Source organism: Aeromonas sp. 601027 (assembly GCF_049174455.1).
GTDB lineage: Bacteria > Pseudomonadota > Gammaproteobacteria > Enterobacterales > Aeromonadaceae > Aeromonas > Aeromonas veronii_A.
The window spans coordinates 191682-213067 of the sequence record NZ_JAAKTN010000003.1 but is presented as its reverse complement, the minus strand read 5'-3'; the positions used below and the strand labels follow the sequence as shown (position 1 = coordinate 213067).

The 21386-nt window shown below is 61.4% G+C and carries 15 protein-coding genes; 5 read left to right on the top strand and 10 right to left on the bottom strand.

Translation table 11 applies throughout. From position 1 onward, the window contains the following. Nucleotides 1–48 precede the first annotated feature (48 nt). Nucleotides 49–3378: a mechanosensitive channel MscK gene (gene mscK / locus G5193_RS06170; protein WP_227342251.1), complete on the bottom strand. Its 3330-nt coding sequence runs from the start codon at nt 3376–3378 to the stop codon at nt 49–51. Between the two features lie 150 nt (nt 3379–3528). Continuing rightward, nucleotides 3529–4941: a pyruvate kinase PykF gene (gene pykF / locus G5193_RS06165; protein ID WP_031227651.1), complete on the bottom strand. Its 1413-nt coding sequence runs from the start codon at nt 4939–4941 to the stop codon at nt 3529–3531. Between the two features lie 308 nt (nt 4942–5249). Between pykF and G5193_RS06160 the strand changes: the two genes are divergently transcribed. Together G5193_RS06160 and G5193_RS06155 are read left to right on the top strand one after the other, a co-directional pair. Then, entirely contained in the window at nt 5250–5492 is a 243-nt protein-coding gene (locus G5193_RS06160) for a hypothetical protein (RefSeq protein ID WP_227342253.1), read from the top strand. A gap of 167 nt (nt 5493–5659) precedes the next feature. Beyond that, nucleotides 5660–6424: a DODA-type extradiol aromatic ring-opening family dioxygenase gene (locus tag G5193_RS06155; protein WP_040065863.1), complete on the top strand. Its 765-nt coding sequence runs from the start codon at nt 5660–5662 to the stop codon at nt 6422–6424. A 93-nt stretch (nt 6425–6517) separates the two neighbouring features. Here G5193_RS06155 and G5193_RS06150 read toward each other — a convergent pair whose 3' ends face one another. The 3 genes from G5193_RS06150 to G5193_RS06140 all read right to left on the bottom strand — a co-directional run bounded on the left by G5193_RS06150 (nt 6518) and on the right by G5193_RS06140 (nt 12025). After that, nucleotides 6518–10270, bottom strand: coding sequence for an AAA family ATPase (locus G5193_RS06150; RefSeq protein ID WP_421205414.1), 3753 nt, complete (start codon nt 10268–10270; stop codon nt 6518–6520). Then, complete coding sequence (locus G5193_RS06145) at nt 10267–11493, bottom strand: exonuclease SbcCD subunit D C-terminal domain-containing protein (protein ID WP_216978333.1); 1227 nt, start codon at nt 11491–11493, stop codon at nt 10267–10269. The genes G5193_RS06150 and G5193_RS06145 overlap by 4 nt, the downstream gene beginning before the upstream one ends. 103 nt (nt 11494–11596) lie before the next feature. Further along, nucleotides 11597–12025 (bottom strand): GNAT family N-acetyltransferase, encoded by a 429-nt coding sequence (locus G5193_RS06140; RefSeq protein WP_421205412.1) that lies wholly within the window; start codon nt 12023–12025, stop codon nt 11597–11599. 179 nt (nt 12026–12204) lie between these two features. On the opposite strand from G5193_RS06140, the gene rdgC reads away from it, so the two are divergent. Both rdgC and ggt read left to right on the top strand, forming a co-directional pair. Continuing rightward, nucleotides 12205–13116 (top strand): recombination-associated protein RdgC, encoded by a 912-nt coding sequence (gene rdgC / locus G5193_RS06135; RefSeq protein ID WP_421205410.1) that lies wholly within the window; start codon nt 12205–12207, stop codon nt 13114–13116. Nucleotides 13117–13307: 191 nt separating this feature from the next. After that, on the top strand, nt 13308–15089 hold the full coding sequence (gene ggt, locus G5193_RS06130) for a gamma-glutamyltransferase (RefSeq protein WP_421205408.1): 1782 nt from the start codon (nt 13308–13310) through the stop codon (nt 15087–15089). A gap of 54 nt (nt 15090–15143) precedes the next feature. Here the strand turns inward: ggt and G5193_RS06125 are convergent, their stop codons facing one another. Both G5193_RS06125 and G5193_RS06120 read right to left on the bottom strand, forming a co-directional pair. Then, nucleotides 15144–15614 carry an FKBP-type peptidyl-prolyl cis-trans isomerase gene (locus G5193_RS06125; protein WP_005338245.1) on the bottom strand — a complete coding sequence of 157 codons (471 nt, stop codon included), beginning with the start codon at nt 15612–15614 and terminating at the stop codon, nt 15144–15146. Between the two features lie 174 nt (nt 15615–15788). Next, nucleotides 15789–16937 (bottom strand): Na/Pi cotransporter family protein, encoded by a 1149-nt coding sequence (locus tag G5193_RS06120; protein ID WP_323890977.1) that lies wholly within the window; start codon nt 16935–16937, stop codon nt 15789–15791. 249 nt (nt 16938–17186) lie between these two features. Here G5193_RS06120 and G5193_RS06115 point away from each other — a divergent pair, with 249 nt between their 5' ends. Continuing rightward, nucleotides 17187–17558, top strand: a complete 372-nt coding sequence (locus G5193_RS06115) for a hypothetical protein (RefSeq protein WP_234924227.1) — start codon at nt 17187–17189, stop codon at nt 17556–17558. Nucleotides 17559–17655: 97 nt separating this feature from the next. Here the strand turns inward: G5193_RS06115 and G5193_RS06110 are convergent, their stop codons facing one another. From G5193_RS06110 to G5193_RS06100, 3 genes are all read right to left on the bottom strand, one after another. Continuing rightward, nucleotides 17656–19002 carry an APC family permease gene (locus G5193_RS06110; protein ID WP_021230506.1) on the bottom strand — a complete coding sequence of 449 codons (1347 nt, stop codon included), beginning with the start codon at nt 19000–19002 and terminating at the stop codon, nt 17656–17658. Continuing rightward, nucleotides 19002–19142, bottom strand: a complete 141-nt coding sequence (locus tag G5193_RS06105; RefSeq protein WP_005338239.1) for a hypothetical protein — start codon at nt 19140–19142, stop codon at nt 19002–19004. The genes G5193_RS06110 and G5193_RS06105 overlap by 1 nt, the downstream gene beginning before the upstream one ends. 647 nt (nt 19143–19789) lie before the next feature. Next, entirely contained in the window at nt 19790–21139 is a 1350-nt protein-coding gene (locus G5193_RS06100) for an APC family permease (protein ID WP_421205507.1), read from the bottom strand. Nucleotides 21140–21386: the final 247 nt, after the last annotated feature.

Here is a 21386-nt window from a genome sequence, read left to right as displayed (position 1 = left end):
GCTCACCTGGGTGAGCGGCTGTTGTCATCAGATCAGTGCAGTTCGCTATCAGGCTGGCTGCTTGCCATCTTCCGCGGGAGGTGGCAGAGCGGCGGAGTTGGACTCCACCTTCTGCTCTTCGCCCTGCATGTTCTTGATGTAGACATCCATCTGGTTGAAGGCGATCTCGATGCCGTTCTCGCGGAACAGCTGGTCGATCTTGCGGTTCAACTCGTCTACCGCCGGGTTGCGATCACCCAGTTCGCTCACGAAGAAGCGCAGCTCGTGATCCAGCGTGCTGGCGCCAAAGGTGAGGAAGTAGACGATGGGGGCTGGGTCTTTCAGCACGCGGCTGTTTTCGTCGGCCGCCTGCTTGAGTAGGGTGCGGGTCAGCTCGAGATCCGAGCCATACGCCACGCCCACCCGTACGATCACCCGGGTGACGGTGTCACTCAGCGACCAGTTGATGAGCCGTTCTGTCATCAGCTGCTGGTTGGGGATGATCACCTCTTTGCGGTCGAAGTCGGTCAGGGTGGTGGCGCGAATGCGGATCCGCGAGACGGTACCGGAGAAGGAGCCGATGGTGACGGTGTCACCGATCCGCACCGGACGCTCGAACAGGATGATGATGCCGGAGACGAAGTTGGAAAGAATTTCCTTCATGCCGAAACCGATACCGACTGACAGACCACCAGCAACCCACTGCAGCTTGTCCCACTGTACGCCCATCATGGAGAGAGCGGTGAGGGAGCCAAAGCCGATCAGCACGTAGTTGAGCATGGTAGTGATGGCGTAGGCGGTCCCCTGAGCCAGGTTGAGCTTGGAGAGCACCAGCACCTCCAGCAAGCCCGGCAGGTTGCGCGCCAGTGACCAGGCACCGCCGAGCAGCAGGAAGCCGATCAGCACGTCACTCAGGCTGATGGGGAACAGCACGGCGTTGGCGCCGGTGCCTTCACTGCGGTGCCACAGCACCATGCTGTCGAGGTAGGAGAAGACCGCGACCAGATCGGACCAGAGCCAGTAGAAGGCGACACCGAAGATCAGCATCAGCACGGTACGGGTCAGACGCAGGGATTGCTGGCTGACATCCTCCAGGTCCATGGGCTGCTCTTCGATGGACTCGCCACCTTCCGCATCTTCCGAAGATTTGTGCTCACGCTTGGCCACCGCTCGGCGGTAGGCCAGACGACGGGCAGCCAGCTCCAGACCACGCAGGGCGGTGCGGTAGACCAAGCTCCAGATGATGATGAGGTAGAAGGATTCGATCAGGCGACCGGTCAGCTTCAGCGCGGTGTAGTAGTAACCGAGCACAGCCAGCACGATCAGCGCCACCGGCGCCAGCGCCAGGGCGATGGCGATCAGCGACTTCTGCATGCTCGCCTCGCCCTTGATGCGGGCGCGGGAGATGGGGAACACCAGATAGGCGGCCAGCCCCAGCAGGGTCAGGGTCATGGCCTGGCCGATCACGTCGTTGCCCAGGGTGGAGGGTTCAACCACCGCCTTGGTTGCGAGCATGATGAGCGGCAGCAGTGGTAACCAGATGTAGCGCATGCTGTTGCGCTTGGCCTGCAGCTCCGCTTTCGGGATCCGGAAGTGGGTTTCGGCGATGCCGCCCGGGCGCATCACCGCCAGATAGACGCTGAATACCAGATAGCCGAGGGCAAGGTTCAGGGTGATCTGGAACATCAGCTTGGGACTGAGCAGACCGCAGTAGGTGAGCAGCAGACCGCCAGCCAGAATGAACATGCTGCCCGGCAGGCGTTGCAGCACGGTATAGAGCAGGGCGCGCGGGGTGTGCCACTGGCTGTCCTGACGGAAACGGCCAAGGTCCTTGGTGATCTTCTTCTCGCGCTCAACCAGCGCCGGACGTTTCCAGACCAGCAGGCCGCCGATCAGCAGCAGCGGGAAGGCAAGCAGGGAGATCCCGAGCAGCTCTTCGCGCCAGCGTTTCCAGTCCGGTTTCAATACCCAGTCGGAGGCCTGTTTGTAGGCCTGGGCGGGCCAGCTGATAAACCACTTGCTGTCGATGGGCTTGTTGCTGCTTACCCAGAAGATGTGTTGCTGCAGGGTAAATTCGATAGAGGCATAGACCCGCGCCAGCTGCTGCTGGGTCAGCTGCAGGCTGATGGCGTTGGTAAGCTGGCTGTCGAGCTGGCGGTTGAGCTGATCGAGCAGATTGATGCGGGTGTCGAGCAGCTTGGCAAGGCTCTCTTTGTCCTCCTCGCTCACCGGATCCTTGCTGCCGGCGATCAGATTGTCCAGATAGAGGTTCTTCTGGAACAGCTGGTCACGCTGCTGGCTCAGTTCAAACTGGGCCAGATGGAGATCGGCGATCTGCTCTTCCAGGTTTTTGACGGCGATGGTGGGGGCCGCCTCCAGCTGCTGATAGAGCTGATAGAGGATGCGCGACAGCAGCAGATTGCCCTTGAGCATCTGCACCTGTTCATTGAGGTTGCGCTCGGTCTGGATGCCGCGCTCCAGCCAGCTCTTGGCTTGCAGGTTTTTCTGGACCAGCGAGTTGAGGCTGGTAGTGGCACCGATCAGCTGCTGGCTGAGCTGGTGGTTGAGCTCCTGCTCTTTTTGCACCAGCGGGCTGTCTTCGGTCGCCACCAGTTCACCGGTCTGCTCGGCGGTTTTTTCGGTGTCGCCGAGGCGCTTGGCGCTGCTCTGATCCTGCAACAGCTGCAGTTTCTGCTCTTCGCTGGCGAGACGGGCGCTCTGGTAGTCGCGCTGCTTGATCGCCAGATCCTGCATGCTGGTACGGTTATCCAGCTCCTTTTGCAGGTGGGCCAGTTGCAGGTCGAGCAGGGCCAGCTCGGCACCGAGCTTCATCTTCTCGGCGCTGGAGACGCTTTCACCTGCGTTGAGGCGGCTGCGGATCTCCTGACTGCGCTGGTAGGCACGGCTCATGCTGGCCTGGGCTCGCTCCGGCAGTGTCTGCAAGCTGGTGAGCTGGCTGCCGATGGCGCCGAGGGCCTCCTGGGCCGCCTGCATGTTGGCCAGCACTTCCGGCTGACGGCTGTCGAGTTCTGCCAGACTCATGCTGGCGTATTCGCTCTTGATCTGCTCTGCACTTTTGCCCTTGGTCAGGGCATCGAGCTTGGCGCTGATCTCTCTGAGTTCGGTGGGCAGGTTGCGGATCCGCTGGGCCTGGGTCTTGGCCTTCGCCTCCTCCTTGTCGATGTTGTCGAGCAGGCCGAGGGTTTCGGTCAGCAACTTCTGATCTGCTTGCTGACTGACGGTCAGGGTCTCTGATTTACCCAGACCATCCAGCGCTCGCTGAACTGCGTTGCGAGAGGGGACATCTTGCGCCATGGCTTGCGGGACGCAGAGGCTGGCGAGGAGACAGAGCAGCGGCAACAGGGTGGCCGAGACTCTTTTAAAACGTATTGAGGGCATATAACTTCCGGGTTATTACGCGATATTCGGGAGATTTCCCGCATAGATTAAATTCGCGTGGATTCTAACACCGGGCTTGTCAGGTAAGCAGGGGGGAGGGACAAAAAAAACGGCGCCCGCAGGCGCCGTTTTCAACTCGTTCAGCTCTGATTAAAGAACGTGAACAGAAGCGGTGTTGGTGGTGCCGCTCGGTACCAGAGCACCGGAGACCATCACAACCACGTCACCTTTCAGACCCATGCCGATTTCCAGCGCGGCTTCTTTACCGATGCGATAGAAATCGTCGGTAGAGGCGATGCTGTCAACCACGTGAGCAACCACACCCTTGGTCAGAACCAGCTGGGCAGCAGTTTTCTTGTTGGTGGTGATAGCCAGGATCCAGGCTTTCGGGAAGTACTTGCGAATGGCCTTGGCAGATTTGCCGCCTTCGGTAGCAACCACGATCAGCGGGGCGTCCAGCTTCTCGGAGGTCTCTACGGCGCCTTTACATACGGCTTCGGTGATGCGCAGCTTGTTGCTGTCGTTTGCAGCAGACAGGTTGGACGGCATCACGGCATCGGTACGCTCGCAGATGGTGGCCATGATGGTCACGGCTTCCAGCGGGTACTTACCCTTGGCGGATTCACCGGACAGCATGACTGCGTCGGTACCGTCCAGGATGGCGTTGGCCACGTCACCAGCTTCGGCGCGGGTCGGACGCGGGTTCTTGATCATGGAGTCCAGCATCTGGGTGGCAGTGATAACCACTTTGCGGGCTTTGTTGCACTTGGCGATGATCATCTTCTGGGCGAAGATAACTTCTTCAACCGGGATCTCTACACCCATGTCGCCACGAGCAACCATGATGCCGTCGGAAACAGCCAGGATCTCGTCGAAGTTGTCCAGACCTTCCTGGTTTTCGATCTTGGAGATGATCTGGATGTTCTCGCCACCGTGGGCTTTCAGGTGCTCACGGATTTCCAGAACGTCTTCTTTCTTGCGGATGAAAGAAGCAGCAACGAAATCAACGCCTTGCTCGCAACCGAAGATCAGGTCGCGCTTGTCTTTCTCGGCCAGGGCCGGCAGCTTGATGGAGACGCCCGGCAGGTTAACGCCTTTGTTCTCGCCCAGGTCACCGTTGTTCAGCACTTTACAGATAACTTCGCGCTCGGTGATTTCGATAACGTCCAGACCGATCAGGCCGTCATCAACCAGAATGCGGTTGCCGACGCGCAGATCGTTGGCGAAACCTGCATAGGTCACAGCCACTTTGTCTTTGTTGCCAACCACGGTCTGGTCGGTGGTGAAGGTGAAAGTCTGGCCAGCGACCAGCGCGACGTCGTTGCCGCCTTCCAGCTTCATGGTACGGATTTCCGGACCCTTGGTGTCCAGCAGGATAGCTGCGTGCTTGCCGGTCTCGGCCATTACAGCGCGCAGGTTGCTGATGCGGCTGCCGTGCTCGGCGTAGTCACCGTGGGAGAAGTTCAGGCGCATGACGTTCATGCCGGCGTCCAGCATTTTGGCCAGCATTTCTTTGGATTCGGTCTTCGGACCGATGGTGCAGACAATTTTGGTCTTTTTCATGTCAATCTTCATGGTTAAGGAATTTCCGCCGAGCAATATACACCAGTTTTTGGAATCTTTTTATGATCCAGAAACAACGTTTTGACCAGATAACGTTTTCTTTTCAGGGATAACGTTTTCCTGTGAGTCACATTTTAGAGCATACGGCCACAGGTTCGGGCTGAAGGGATACAAATGTTGCCATCTGTGGTTGTTTGGCCGGGTTGAGGTTCAGATGTTGTAAAATGACCACCCGTCCGCTGTCACCGTCTTGTCACCGGCTTGCGCAAAAATGTTAGTTCATTGGCGCACGGGTGAAGGAGGCCGAGATGAAAAACAGCCATGAAACCGGATGGGCTCTGCTCTTGCTGGGCGCCGCCCTGCTGCTGGTTCAGACACTGCCAGCCCGCTACTGGCCTGATAATGCGCGACTGCTGGCGATTTTCTCCCATCCGGTGAAAGGGGAGGTGGCCGCCGAGGGATTGGCGTGGCGAGAGTGGCAGGATCACAGTGCAGCGACCCGGATGGCGCTTCGCGCAGTCCGACTGCAGCCGGAAGCGTCGCAGCCTTGATATCTATTGCTGCTTACCGGTCGTGAAAGCGTGAAATTATCAACCATTGGTTGATAGTTCTTATCTATCTTGCTGGATTGTCCACCTTTCATGGCGGGAGGATAATCGATTCCAACAGCGATATCCCCTCCGGTATCGCCCCCTGATACTTTGTTGGAGTCTGCTTTATGTCCCTCGCCCCTGTCTGGTTTATCTCCCACGGCGCACCGGATCTGGTGCTGCGTGAGCAACCCGCCACCCGCTTTCTGCGAACCCTGCGTCTGGGTGAGCTCAAGGGGCTGGTGGTCATCTCCGCCCACTGGTTCAGCCGCGAGCTACAGATCAACGTCGAGCCCAAACCGGCCTTGATGTACGACTTCTATGGCTTCCCCGAGCCCCTCTACCGGATGCGCTGGCCTGCCAGCAGCCCCGAGTGGCTGCAACAAGGGGTGAGCGACCAGCTGGCACTGGCCGGACTGACCGCCACCCCGGTGCGGCGCGAGCTGGATCACGGGGTCTGGTCGCCGCTCTCCCTGATCGACCCAAACAGCGAGATCCCGCTGGTGCAGATCTCCATTCCCGCCAGCTTCACCCCGGCCCAGTTGTGGCAGTTGGGAGAGGTGTTGGGGGCGTTGCGCAGTCAGGGGATTGGCATCCTCGCCTCAGGCGCCATCACCCACAACCTGCGGGCGCTGGCACCGGAAGGCTCGCCGGTGCCGGAGTGGGCCAGCCAGTTTGTCGACTGGCTGGAGCAGAAGATGGCCGACGAGGATCGGCTGGCGCTGCTCGACTATCGCCAGCAGGCTCCCGGTGCGGTGGAGTCCCATCCCCACGACGACCACCTGCGCCCGCTCTTTGTGGCGTTGGGGGCGGCCGACGGTGTGGCGCCCACCCGGCTGCACGAAAGCTGGGATGGCGGCAGCCTCTATATGGGCGCCTACCGCTTCGGCTGATAGCCTCTCAACAAGACCCCGCCAATTGGCGGGGTCTTGTTATTTACGGTGTAGTGATTTAGCCGATGGTAGTGGTGATTGAGCCGAAGGCTCTCAGGGAACCACTACCCGGCTCTCGCCGCCGCCGAGTGCTTCGACCCTGATCTGCACGCCAATCCGCTCCACCAGCGTCTGGACGTGGGAGATGACCCCGATCTGGCGACCGGCGGCTTGGAGAGAGTCGAGGCTGGCGAGCGCCAGATCCAGACTGTCCGGATCCAGGGTGCCAAACCCTTCGTCGATAAACAGCGACTCGACCTGGGTCTGCCGTGACGAGAGGCTGGAGAGGGCCAGCGCCAGCGCCAGCGACACCAGAAAACTCTCGCCGCCGGAGAGGGAGTCCACCGAACGCACCTCGTCCCCCATATCGAGATCCACCACCTGCAGCGCCAGATCGGTGCCGGGTACCCGCTCCAGTCGGTAGCGCGGCGACAGCTCGGCGAGCTGGGCGTTGGCCTCCAGCAGCAGACGCTCGAGGGTGAGGCTCTGGGCGAAGGTGCGGAACTTGGCGCCGTTGGCCTGCCCAATCAGATCGCACAGCTGCTGCCAGTGGTCGGCCACCGCCTGCTGGGCGGCTAGCTCCTGTTGCAGGCTGCCTGCCTTGAGAGCGGCGGCTTCGGCCTGTGCCAGCTTGCTCTTGCACTCGAACAGCAGCTCTTCAAGGGCGCGACAACGGGCATCGAGTGCCGCCAGTTGGTCGCTCAGCTCTGCATCCGGCAGGGCGGCCAGCTCGGGGTGATGTTCCCGATAGCGATCCCGTTTGCTCTCCTCCAGCGCCAGCGCCCGTTGCCGCTCGGCAAGGCGGGTGCGCGCCTCGCCAACCGCATCCTCCAGCCCTTGCAGGGCAGTGCGGCGAGCCTTGAGTTCATCGGGGGTGATGGCGAGCAGGCGGCGAAGGTCATATTCGGCGATGCTGAGGGTACTGGCGTGGGCAGCCCAGCGGCCCAGCACCTCCCGTTTGCGGCGGCTGCTCACCTGCTTCTCCTGCTCCACATGGGTGAGACGGGTCTTGAGCTCGGTCTGCCGCTCGCGCAGGGCGCGGGCGCTCTGTTGCATCGCCTCCAGTTCGCTGGCGAGCTGCTGCAGTCGTTGCTGCCAGCGGCTCTCGACCTGCGGGATCTCCTCGCCATTCAGACAGGCGGCGCGGCTGGTGAGCAGCCCCTGCCGCTGCTGTTCGTGCTCCTTGTAGTCCCGCTCCAGCTTGTGCAGCAGCTCGCGCTGGGTCTGCAGGCGTGCCTCCTGCGCACTCAGTGCCGGGGTGAGGCTTGCGATCTCGCTGGCCAGCCGCTCCCACTCGCTCTGGCCGTGCAGCCAGGCTTCGCAGGCCTGCTGCCACTCGTGCCACTGTTGGCTGCCGAGCCACTGGCGCCAGGGTTGGCCAGCCATCTGCTCATCGAGACGGTTGCCCCCCTGTTCGAGGCGCTGGCGCAGGGTCGCTTCCTGCTCGCCCATTGCCTTCACTTCTCCTTCCAGCGCGATGCGCTGGCGATCGGCCTCCTGCCACTGCTGGTCAAACTGCTGGTGCTGGGCAGCCAACTGGCTAAGTTGCTGACGCACTCCCTGCAGCTGTTGTTGGCCAAGCTGGGCCTGACGCAGCTGCTGCTGGCTTTGGGCCAACCCCTGTTCCAGCGCTTGGCCACGGCCAAGCAGGGTGCTCATCAGCTCGTTCCACTCAATGGGGCTTTGGCGCAGCGGCAGCGGATGGCCAAGCAGGGTATCGCCCCCCAGCTGTTGCCAGCGCTGGGTCAGCTGCTCGGCGCGGGCTTCCAGCTCCGGCAGATGTTGCTGACGCACCGCCAGCTGGCGGGCCAGCTCCTGACGCTCGCTCTCGCACTGAATGTATTGATGATTGAGCCGCTCCCACTCCAGCTCCAGACTGCGGGTCCGTTCCGCCAGTTGACCAAGAATGCCGGCCACCTGTGGCTGGCTCTGGCTGTAGGGGTGCTCCCCAGAACCGCACAGCGGGCAAGGTTCGCCATCGCTCAGGATATGGCGATACTGCTCGAAGCTGGCGATGGCGCGGGACTGCTCCAGCGCATGGCGCGCTTCATCCCGCTGCAGGGCGAGCCGCTCGCGGGCGGGGGCCAGCTCTTCGCTTAGGGTGGCGAGCTTGCCCAGCGCCTGCTCCAGCTGGGCAATCTCCTGCTGCAAGCGGCCATGCTGTTCGCCGTGGTTGCGGCCATAATCGGCCAGCTCCAGCAGCTGGCGCAGCTGACCCAGCTGTTCGGTTTGCTGCTGCCACTGCTCCTGCGCCTTGGCGAGGCGGCTCTCCCACTGCTGCTCCTGCAGCTCGTTCTGTTGCTGTTGCAGCCGAGCTTGTTCATGTTGCCAGTAGTCGCGCTCTTGCTGGCCTTGCTCCAGCTGGCGCTGCAACTGTTGCAGGGCGCGCAGCTTGTGATCCCGCAGGGTGAGCAGCTGTTGTAACTTGTCGGCATCCTCGGCCCAATCTTGCATGGCGGTGAGCAGGGGTTGCCACTGACGGGCCACCGGTGCCAGCTCCTTGTGCTCTTCGAGCCAAAGGCCCCACTGCTGGTGCTGCTGCTTGAGCAGTTCCACCTGTCGGCTCTGCTCGCGCCAGCCCTGCTCCAGCGTGAGTTGCACTTCTCGCTCCTGTGCCCCCTCCTGCTGGATCTTCTGCAACTGCTGCACTTTTTCCCGGATGCGGGTATCGAGCTCCTGCGCCCGCTTGAGTTCGGGTTGCAGGGCACCCCATTCCCGCTCGGCGGCGATCTTCTCCGCCAGCAACTGCTGTTCGGTCAGCGCGCTCTGCTGGGTCTGCTCCTCGAGTTTGGCCAGCTCCGGCCCCAGCTCGGCGATCACCTTCTCCTGCTGCTGTACCTCAAGGGTGAGGCGGGCCAGCTCGTCGTGATCGGCTCGGGCCACCTGGGCCTGTTCGGCACGGGCAAACTCCTCGCGCTCGGGGGCCGCGGCGCCGTGGGCCTGCAGGGCGGCATCGAGCGCCGCCTGTCCCTCGGCGCAGCCCTGCAGCTGGGCTGCAATGCGACTGTTGAGGTCGCGCAAGTCCTGCATCAGCAGCTGCTGTTGCTGCTCGTGCTTGAGGGTGGTCGAGAGGCTCACCTGCTGGCTTACCCACTGTTCGCGGGTCGCTTCATCCATCAGCGCCACGTCGCCGAGGCGCTGGGCGATGGTGGCCAGCTTCTGCTGTTCTTCCCGCGCCCGTTCATAGGTCTGGATGGAGATGGCAGAGTAGAGTTCGGTGCCGGTCATCCGTTCGAGCAGGGCGGAGCGCTCGTTGGCATCCGATTTGAGGAAGGCGGCAAATTCCCCCTGCGGCAGGATCACCGCGCGGCGGAACTGCTCCCAGGAGAGACCCACCAGCTCGTCGATGCGATCCTGCAGCTCCCGCTTGCTGCCGGAGAAAACCTGCCTTGACTCCACATCGGTCAGGGTTCGCTCCTGCGCCTGAAAACGCCCCTCCGAGCGGTTTCGCGCCCGGCGCACTGCCCAGCGGGCCAGCCAGATGCGGCCATCGCAGCCACGAAACTGCACCTCGGCAAAGCCGCTGGCGTGGCCGCGACTGAGGATGCCACGCACGTCGTTGGCCTTGAGCTTCTCTTCGTCATCCATGCGGCCCACTTCGGCCACGTTCTTGCGATTGGCAATAAAGCGCGGCATCTCGTCGTAGAGGGCCAGACAAATGGCGTCGAGCAATGTGCTCTTGCCCGCGCCAGTGTTGCCGGTGATGGCAAACAGACCGGCGGCGCCGAGCGCCCCCCTGGTAAAGTCGATGGTGAAGGGGCCGGTCAGACTGGCCAGATTCTCACCTGACAGAGACAAGATTTTCATTGGTTTGACTCCTTCACCTGCTCCAGGATCTCTTCAAACGAGGCGACCAGTTGTGCTTCGGGTTCCCCCTCGAACTGGCGCTGATAGCAGAGGCGAAACACCTCGGTGGGGGAGAGCTCATCGAGCCTGCGCCGCTCGCGACCATCGGCCAGCCCTTCGCCCGAGCCCTGATACTGGGTGCTGATGCGGGCCAGACGCACCGGTTTGTCTGCGATTGCGGCGAGAATGCGCTCGCGGATGCGCGCTTCTGGCTTGGGCAGCAGCAGCCGCACTTCGAGGAAGGGTTGTGCCTCTTGTGGACAAGCAGGCAGCTCGAGCGATGCGATGGCTTGGAGTGCGTCGTCGAGGCTGCTCTGGGGCAGGCGGATCATCTCCACCGCGCGGGGTACCGGGATCCGCTCCAGCCCGGCCAGTTTCCCCTCTGAAAAGGTCACTTCCAGCACCTGATGGTTGTAGTTGGCTTCGGCCAGCGAAAGCGGCAGCGGCGAGCCGCTGTAGTGCACCCCCTCGGCCGGGCTCTGGGCCAGATGGAGGTGGCCGAGCGCCGTGTAGTCGGCACCGGCAAAGAGTTCGGCAGGCAGTGCGTGTTGGTTGCCGCCGAGCACCCGCCGCTCCGACAGCTCCGAGAGCTGGCCCGCCGCCAGATAGGCATGGCCCATGGCGATGAGCGGCAGACCCTCCCCGCAGCGGGCGCGCCCTTCGGCCAATACCTCGGCGTAGATTTGGCGTACCCCTTCGATCAGCCGGTCCTGCCCTTCTTCCAACGGCTCCACCCGCAAGTCGCTGCTGCGCAGGAACGGCACGGCGGCGCACCAGGCGGCAATGTTGCCCTCCTTGTCTTGCAGCGGTACCAGCAGGCGGTCGGTCTCGAGCTTGCCCTCACTGTCGCGACTGATGCTGCCCACCAGATGCAGATCAAAGGCGCGCAGCAGCTCGTGGGGGGCATCGAGCTTGGAGGGAGAGTCGTGGTTGCCGCCGATCAGCACCATGTTGAGGTGGGGCATCTCGGCGCGCAGCCGCGCCAGAAAACGGTAGAGTTGTTGCCAGGCGCTGGCGGGCGGATTGGCGGTATCAAACAGATCGCCCGCTACCAACAGGGCGTCGATCTCGCGCGCCTTGAGGGTGTCGCTCAGCCAGTCGAGGAAGGCATCGTGTTCAAAACGGCGGTCATGACCATGGAGTTGATGGCCAAGATGCCAGTCGGCGGTATGGAGGATTTTCATTGGAAAGCAGCCCGGTTGCAGGGATGGTGCCCGCGGCACCCGATGGAGACAAGATGAGGATGCCCCGTGCTTTTTTCAAGTAAAACAGCGGTCTGTCATCAGTTCATGCGGGTTCGCAGCACATCTTGTACTGGGGGTGACCGGTGAGGGGATCGGACTCTTCACCCTTGATGACGAAACCGTGGCGACGATAGAAACGTACCGCCTGATCGTTCTCGACGAAGACCCGGGCGTAGAGCGACGCCCCCTGACGCTTGGCCTCCTGCAGCAGGGCGTGGCCGACACCGCGACCCTGACGGTCGGGACGCACAAAGAGGGCGGCGAGATAGTTGTCCACCAGCGCCATGAAACCGAGCAGATCGCCGCGCTCCTCAAACACCCAGATGGCGGCACGATCGAGATAGCGGGTACGCAGATCCTCCTGGGCCTGCCACCAGCAGGAGGCATCGACGAAATCGTGGGCCTGCAGGGAGGCCAGCAGCCAGATTTCGACGAGCTCTTCCATATCTTCCGGGCGACTGGGCCGCAACATAAATCCATCCTTGGTAACAACTTGTACACTCGCAGTCTAGGGGAACTTGACGGCCGTTCAGGTGATATAAATGAGACCCTGTGAGGTCGATCGCCCTTTATTTAGCGAGAATGATTGGCTGATCACAAAGCGCCTCTCTAGTACAATGCCCGCCGGACAATCTAGAGACCGAGGACGCCATGTGGTTTAAAAACCTGCAGATTTATCGCTTTACCCGCCCCTTTGACCTGACCGTGGATCAGCTGGAACCCCAGCTGGAAGCCTGTGCCTTCACCCCTTGCGGCAGTCAGGACATCTCCCGTTTCGGGTGGGTCAAGCCCCTTGGCAAATTCGGCTCAACCCTGACCCACTCTGCCTCCGGCCACATCCTCATCTGCGCCCGCAAAGAGGAGAAGATGCTCCCCGGCACCGTGGTCAAGGAGATGCTGGCCGAGAAGGTAGAAGCGATCGAGTTCGAACAGGGACGCGCCCTCAAGAAGAAAGAGAAGGAAGCGCTGAAAGAGGAGATCCTCCACACCCTGCTGCCCCGTGCCTTCAGTCGTACCAGCCAGACCTTCGCCTGGATCAATCCGGCCGACAATTTAATGGTGGTGGATGCAGGTTCTGCCAAGAAGGCGGACGATCTGCTGGCGCTGCTGCGCAAATCCATCGGCTCCCTGCCGGTGGTGCCGGTGGCCCTCAAGAACCCGCCCGAGATCACCATGACCGAGTGGCTGAACGAGGGCAATCTGCCAGCCTCCTTCACTCTGGAAGACGAAGCCGAGCTGCGCAGTGCCATGGAGCACGGCGGCATCATCCGCTGCAAGCAGCAGGATCTGATGACGGATGAAATCAAGAACCACCTGGCCAACGACAAGCTGGTGACCAAGCTGGCCCTCAACTGGGGCGAGACCGTCAGCTTCGTGCTGGGGGATGATCTCTCCATCAAACGCCTGAAATTCAGCGAAGAGCTGCGCGAGCAGAACGACGACGTCACCAGCGAAGATCCGGCCGCCCGTCTGGATGCCGACTTCGCGCTGGTCACCGCCGAGCTGTCCCAGTTTATCCCGGCGCTGTTTGCCGCCCTGGGTGGCGAAGAGCAGTCCATCTAACCGGACATGCGCCTGTTTGGCCTCTGCCATCCCATCGTAAAAGCCGCCTTCGGGCGGTTTTTTTATACCTATTGCGGATAGCCATTATTGATAGATGAGTAAGATATTGATCTTGTTCAATAACTTGAGCTGTCAGCGCCAATCGTGACATAGTCCCTCTTCATGGTCATAAAACAGACAAGGAGAGTGTCATGTTGCGCAAACCTCTGGGGCTGGCTGTCGCCCTTGCCCTGCTGGCCGGTTGTGCCAGTGACAGCGGCTTTCACTACACCCCGCCAGCCCAGACCCTGATCGCGCCGGAGGCGGCCAGTGGCTGGACCGACAAGCAGGGCTGGCAGGGCCATGACTTCATGGTGGCGGCCGCCAACCCGCTGGCGGTGGATGCGGGCTACCAGATCATCAAGGCCGGTGGCAGTGCCGTCGATGCCGCCATTGCGGTGCAGCTGGTGTTGACGCTGGTGGAGCCGCAATCCTCCGGGATCGGTGGCGGAACGCTGCTGCTGGTGTGGGATGGCCGCAAGGTGAGTGCGGTGGATGGCCGCGAGACGGCGCCGGCCGCTGCCACCGACCAGCTGTTTATGCAAGATGGCAAGCCGCTGGCGTTTTATGACGGGGTGGTGGGGGGCCGCTCGGTCGGCGTTCCCGGCACCCTGCGCGCTCTGGCACTGGCCCATCAGCGTTATGGCAAGTTGCCCTGGGCTGCGCTGTTCGAGCCTGCCATCACGCTGGCAGAGCAAGGATTTGTGATAAGTCCACGGCTGGCCACATTGCTGGCCAAGGATCCCTATCTGGCACGGGATCCGCAGGCGCGAGCCTACTTCTATCAGGCGGATAGTCGCCCCAAAACGGCAGGCACCCGGCTGACCAACCCGGCGCTGGCCAAGGTGTTGCGCACTCTGGCCACAGAGGGGGCGGATGCCTTCTATCGGGGGCCGCTGGCGGATGCCATGGTGGCCAAGGTACGCCAACATCCCACCAATCCCGGGGTACTGGCGGCCACCGATCTGGCCAGCTATCAGGCCAAACTGCGGGATGGCCTCTGCTTTGACTATCGCCAGAGCAAGATCTGTGGCTTCCCCACTCCCTCGTCCGGCACCTTGGCGCTCGGCCAGATCTTCGGCATGCTGGAGAGCCGCGATATGGCATCCCTCAAGCCGATCACTACGAAGGAGGGGGGACTGGCTGCCTCCAGCGAGGCCATCCACCTCTACAGTGAAGCGGCGCGTCTGGCCTTCGCCGATCGCAACCAGTACGTCGCCGACAGCGATTTTGTCAGCGTGCCGGTGAAGGGGCTGCTGGACAAGGGCTATCTGGCCGAGCGCGGCAAGCTTGTCGGTCAGCACTCCATGGGGATTGCCAAGCCCGGTACGCCGCCACTGGCGCTGGCGCGCGGCAAGGATGCGACCCCGGAACTCCCCTCGACCAGCCATGTCTCGATCGTCGACAAGGCGGGGATGGCTATCTCCATGACCAGCTCCATCGAGGATGGTTTCGGATCGCGTCAGATGGTCAACGGCTACCTGCTCAACAACCAGCTCACCGATTTCTCCTTCACCTCGGTAGATGCTGCCGGTCTGCCGGTGGCAAACCGGGTGGAGCCGGGCAAGCGGCCCCGCTCCTCCATGTCACCCCTGCTGGTGTTTGACAAGCCAAGCGGCGAGCTGACCATGACGCTGGGCTCTCCGGGGGGCTCCGCCATCATCAACTACGTGGGCAAGACCCTGCTCGGCACCCAGGATTGGGGCCTGAACCTGCAACAGGCCATCAATCTGCCCAACTTTGGCAGCCGCAACGGTCCCACCGAGCTGGAAGTGGGACGCACCCCCCTGTCGGTGGTCGAGGGGTTGAAGGCGAGGGGACACGAGGTGGTATTGAACGAGCAGACCTCCGGCCTGCAGGGGGTTGAGCGCAATGGCGGTGGCTGGTTTGGCGCAGCGGATCCGCGCCGGGAAGGGATCGCCAAGGGGGAGTGAGGTTCCCATAGCAACAAGGCCAGCATAATGCTGGCCTTGTTGCTGATGGTGCGCTTACTGGATACCCAGCAGCTCCACGTCGAAGATCAGGACTGATCCCGGCGGGATTTTGCCAGCGGCGCGGTCGCCGTAGGCGAGGTTGGCAGGGATGTAGAAACGGGTCTTCTCACCTTCCACCATCAGCTGTACCCCTTCGGTCCAGCCAGCGATCACCTGATTGAGGCCAAACTCGATGGGCTCGCCACGGGCGACCGAGCTGTCAAAGACGGTGCCGTCCAGCAGCTTGCCCTCGTAGTGCACCTTCACCTTGCTGGTGGCGGTGGGGTGAACAGTGCCGGTACCCGGGGTCAGCACTTCGTACTGCAGGCCGGAGGCAGTGGTGGTCACCAGCGGTTTGTCCTTGTTGCTGGCGAGGAACTCGGCGCCAATCCGCACGTTGTCGGCCGCCAGCTTCTTGTTGTTGCTGCTGGAGTAGAAGTAGTAGGCCACACCGGCGATGAGCAGTGCGATCAGTATGAATTTCATCAGTTTTTCCTGTTCCATGAAATGTAAAAAGTGCAATGAGGACGCCATCTTATCGCGCACCGCCCCTGATGGCGAGCCACAGGGCGGGAGGATGTGAGCGGGCAGGCAAAGCTCGGAGACGCAGACGCAAAAAGGGGCGAGTCGCTGACTCGCCCCTTTTCATGGCAGCTGCGCTTACTTGGCGGCCACCATCATCAGGGCGGGCAGGGCGAAGAAGAGACCCGCCACATAACCCAGTGCCAGCAGCTTGTTCTCGCTGCCTACCCGGGCCAGCCCCTCGGCGGCGCGCACCGGCAGGTCGCGCAGGAAGGGGATGCCATAGATGATGACCACGGCAAAGAGGTTGAACAGCACGTGGACCAGCGCGATGGTCAGGGCCAGCTGGGCACCGGCTCCGCTGATGGCGGTGGCAGCCAGCAGGGCGGTGATGGTGGTACCGATATTGGCCCCCAGAGTGAAGGGGTAGAGCTGACGGGTGCTGAACACGCCACCGCCGGCCAGCGGGATCATCAGGCTGGTGGTGGTGGAGGAGGACTGCACCATGATGGTCACCAGCGCACCGGAGGTAATGCCGGTCAGCGGGCCACGGCCCAGCGCCTTGTGCAGCACCTCTTTGGCGCGGCCAACCAGTACCTGTTGCAGCACTTTGCCGAGATACGTGACGCAGGCGAGGATCAGCAGGATACCGATGACGATGGTGGCGATGGCGGCACCCTTGCCCGGCAGGAAGGCAACGGCGCTGTCAATGAGCTGCTGGGCCGGAGCGGTCAGCGGCTTCATGAAATCCATGCCCTTCATCGACATGTTGGCGGAGCCTACCAGCAGGTTGGCCAGCCACTCGGCGCTGTGTTGCAGCAGACCGAACATCAGCTCCAGCGGCAGGAAGATGAACACCGCCAGCAGGTTGAAAAAGTCGTGCACGGTGGCGGCGGCGAAGGCGCGACGGAACTCGGCGCGATCCCGCACATGGCCCATGGAGACGATGGTGTTGGTGATGGTGGTGCCGAGGTTGGCACCCATGACCATGGGGATAGCCATGCCGATGGGCAGGCCGCCAGCCACCAGACCGACGATCACCGAGGTGACGGTGCTGGAGGATTGCACCAGCGCGGTAGCGAGAATACCCAGCAGCAGGGCGACAAAGGGGTTGTTGGCAAAGGCGAAGATCTGGGCTGCGCCCTCGGCGCCGCCGGAGAAATCTTTGAAGCCGTGGGAGATGGCGCCCACGGCAACCAGGATCAGGTAGACCAGTACGATGACACTCATCCAGTTGAACAGGGCGCGGGTCGCGGGCGGCTGTGACAAGGAGTGATGGTGTTGCATAAAGCCTCTTGAGACGGTCGTTCCGTCTTGGGTTGTTGATGACCCGCGCATTTAATCAGTGGTTAATGACAGAAATATGACAACGTGACATTTCGATGATGTTTTTATGACGACGAACTGCGGCGACAGGCGCTGACCGAGCCGGTTGGCTCTGGGGTGGCAAAAGGGGGGACGAAAGCACTGCCGCCTTGTCAGCCGGAATGTGATCGCTACACTGCGCCCCTTTATTGGCAAGCAGGAGTAAACAAGATGATGCGTGCATGGATCCTCTCTCTGTCGCTGGGGCTGCTCTCGGCAGGGGCACAGGCCAGCCTGTTGAAAACCGACTGCAACCTCGACAAGGCCCTCAAAAACGAAGCGGTGAATGCCACTCTGGGGGTCAAGGGCAACTGTGATACCAGCAAGCTGGTGAAGCAGGAGAAAGAGAAGGTGAAAGCCGAGGTGCAAAAAGGCCGCACCGACCTGCTGGGCGAGAAGCGTGCCGACCTCAAGGAGAGCGGCAACGGTATGCAGCAGAAGATGGACAAGGCAAACCAGCAGCTGCACAAGGCGGAGCAGGATGCCAAGACCATCGCTCGCGATCCGCTCAAGGCTGCGGCGACCGCCGTACTGGATAAGTAGTAAGCAGACCGGGCCCAAGCCCGTGTGACCGGCCACAGACCGGCAGCAAGAAGGGGAGCCATGGCTCCCCTTCTGTCTATCCATTATCCGCAAAGGATCAGGCGTCAGCCGCTTCCTCGTACTGACGGAACGGGATGCGGAACACCGCCAGACGCAGGAACAGATAGGTTGCGCCGAGGCCCGCCCAGATCAGGCCCAGCTCCAGCGAGCTCTGCTCCAGGTTGATCCACAGAGCACCGATGGTGGCGGCACCGAGCAGCGGCATCAACAGGTAGATGACGTGATCCTTGAGGGTCTTGTTGCGCTTCTCGCGCACCCAGAACTGACCGATCACCGACAGGTTGACGAAGCTGAACGCCACCAGTGCGCCGAAGTTGACCAGCGCCAGTGCGGTATCCAGATCAAACGACACGGCGGAGAGGGCCAGACCGCCCACCATCAGCACGTTGATGGCCGGAGTACGGTATTTCGGGTGGATGTAGCCAAACACCCTCTCCGGGATCATGCGGTCACGCCCCATCACGTAGAGGATGCGCGACACACCGGCGTGAGCCGCCATGCCGGAAGCCAGTACCGCGACCGTGGTGCAGACCAGCACCACGGACTGGAAGAAGGTGCCGCCAACGTAGAGGGCGATCTCCGGCAGTACCGCATCCGGATGCTGGAAGCGGGCAAGGCTCGGGAAGTAGAGCTGCAGGCAGTAAGAGACCACCACGAAGATGATGCCGCCGATAAGGGCAGTCAGCACGATCGCCTTGGGGATCACCTTGCCGGCATTTGGAGTCTCTTCGGAGAGGGAGCTCAGACCGTCAAAGCCCAGGAACGAGAAGCAGAGAATGGTCGCACCGGTAAAGAGCGGTACCAGCTGTGCTGACTCGAAGTGGAACGGACGGCTGCTCATCAGGGTGCCAGCCCCTTCACCGTGGTAGATGCCCCACGCCATCAGGCCGATAAAGAGGGTGATGATGGCCAGCTGGATCACCACGATCAGACCGTTGAAGTTGGCGACCAGATTGATGCCGCGCAGGTTCAGGAAGGTCATCACGGTCACCAGACCGAAGATGAACACCCAGGGCTCGACGCCCGGGAACATGGCGGTCAGGTAGATCTTGGCCAGCAGAATGTTGATCATCGGCATGAACATGTAGTCGAGCAGGGATGACCAGCCGACCATGAAACCGACGTAGGGGTTGAACACCTTCTGGGCATAGGTATAGGCAGAGCCCGCAGAGGGGAACTTGCGTACCAGATGACCGTAGCTGAAAGCGGTGAGCAGGATGCCACCCAGAGCCAGCAGATAGGCGGTGGCGACCCGGCCATCGGTGATGTCACCGACGATGGCGAAGGTGTCGAAGACAGCCATGGGGGTCAGATAGGCCAGACCCATCACAATCACTTGTGTCAGGGTAAGGGTCTTGAGCAGCTTGGCGTTTTGCGATGCCATTACGCTTTCTCCTCAATCAGTGCCGCAGCACGTGCTTGCAACGAGCGCAGGGATACGATGGATTCGCAAGCCTGTACATCAAGGGCGCCGGGGAGGCGCATACCGGGCTGTACCGGCAGGAAAGCATTAAAACGCCCCATTGTTATCCTCTCAACGTCGGGAGATTGTTTGGCAATCTCGGATATCACTTCCGGAAATGTTCCGGCCTCTTGTGGTGGGTTTGTACTGCACTTCAAAATAGAAAAACCGATGTCGCAGTGAACATCGGTCCTTTATTGGCGGCGTATTGTGCATTCGGTCAGCCCCCTTGACAAGCAAAAAAGGGCGGATTAACGCATTTTTTTGCATACGCAGGGGGCGGGTAAGTGGTCACTCGCCCCCGGCAGCCGTCCCCGAGCCGCTCCCCCCTTTTCGGGGGGTAAGAGAACCCTGTCGTAACGTATGAAAAGTCGGCAAATCGGGGCTGCAGGGTGCATAGCGCCTCAACATTGATCCTGATCATATTTGCCGGCGTTCCCCCGGGCTCGAGTCCAGCGATCTTATCGGCTGGCGGGGGATGGGAGGGGGTGAAATGGAAAAAGAGTGATTGCATATCCATTCACATTAGTGACTAATGATAGGAGGCGACGCGGCTCGGGCCATGGCACGGCGAGCGGTCCGGCTGGGTAGTTATTTGAAATCAGTCACACTTCCTGCAGAAACCGCGTTTCTGGCAACCAGCTCGCCGCAAAAACAACAAGGAGCTCGCAGGCTCCTTGTTTTGTATGGCGGTATGGTTGAGCCGCGATTACTGGGCGATCTCCACCTTGTCAGCAGGTTGTAGCGGGATGCGGAACACGGTGAGGCGCAGGAACAGGTAGATGGCACCCAGCGCCGCCCAGATCAGCCCCAGCTCGAAGGAGGCGGGTTCCAGATTGAGCCACAACACCCCGATGCAGGCGGCGCCACAGAGCGGCAGCAGCAGGTACATCAGGTGATCCTTGAGACACTTGTTGCGGCCTAGCTTCACATAGAAGTGGGCAATCACCGCCAGATTGACGAAGGTGAAGGCCACCAGGGCGCCAAAGTTGATCAGTGCCAGTGCCATCTCGAGATCGAACGATACCGCGGAGAGGGCCAGCAGACCGACCAGCAGCACATTGCATGCCGGGGTCTGCCACTTCGGATGCACATAGGAGAAGAAGCGACTCGGCAGAGCGCGATCACGACCCATTACATAAAGCAGGCGCGACACCCCGGCGTGAGAGGCGAGTCCCGAGGCCAGCACCGCCACCGTAGTGCAGACCAGTACCACCGCCTGGAACAGTTTGCCACCGACATAGAGAGCGATCTCCGGCAGGACTGCATCCGGTTGCTTGAAGCGGGAGATGTCCGGGAAGTAGAGCTGCAGGAAGTAGGACGTGCTGACAAACAGCACACCGCCGATCAGCGCCGTCAGCACGATGGCGCGGGGGATCACCCGATCCGCGTCCGGTGTCTCTTCCGACAGGGTGCTGATGGCATCAAAGCCGAGGAACGACAGACAGAGGATGGAGGCACCCATCAACAACGGCGAGATGTTGATCTGCTCGGAGAAGAAGGGACGGTTGCTGGCCACGGTCCCCAACCCTTCACCGTTGTGGACGCCCCAGGCGATCAGGCAGATGAATACGGCGATAATACTGAACTGCATGATGACGATCAGGCTGTTGAAGTTGGCCACCAGCTTGATGCCGCGCAGGTTGAGTATGGTCATCACCGCGGCCAGTCCGAAGATATAGGTCCAGGGCTCCACCTCGGGGAAGAGAGCCTGCAGATAGATCTTGGCCAGCAGCATGTTGATCATCGGCATGAACATATAGTCGAGCAGGGAGGTCCAGCCCACCATAAAGCCGACATAGGGGTGAAACACCTTCTGGGCATAGGTATAGGCGGAGCCTGCCGACGGGAACTTGCGTACCAGATGGCCGTAGCTCAGGGCTGTGAACAACATGCCGATGAGGGCAAAGAGGTAGGCGGTCGGCACATGGCCTTCGGTAATTTCGGTGACGATGCCGAAGGTATCGAATACCGCCATGGGAGTGAGGTAGGCAAGACCCATGACCACGACCTGCCACAGTTTCAGGGTCTTTTTCAGACCAACCGGTTGGGCGTTCATCATGCCTGTTCCTCACGCGGTGCCAGGGCGGCACACTCCATCAACGAAACCGGGAGAGAGGCCCGGAAATCAAGGGCGCCGGGGTGGCGCGCGCCGGTCAGAGCCGGCAGGAAAGCATAGAGATGCCCCATGTTGTTCCTCACAGAATGTGGTGTCGGGAGATTGCTGCCAATCTCGCTATCTTTTCCGGGGGTGATCCGGCCTCGTTTATGGGTTTGTTCGCTGCACAAAAAAGGACCGGTGAGAT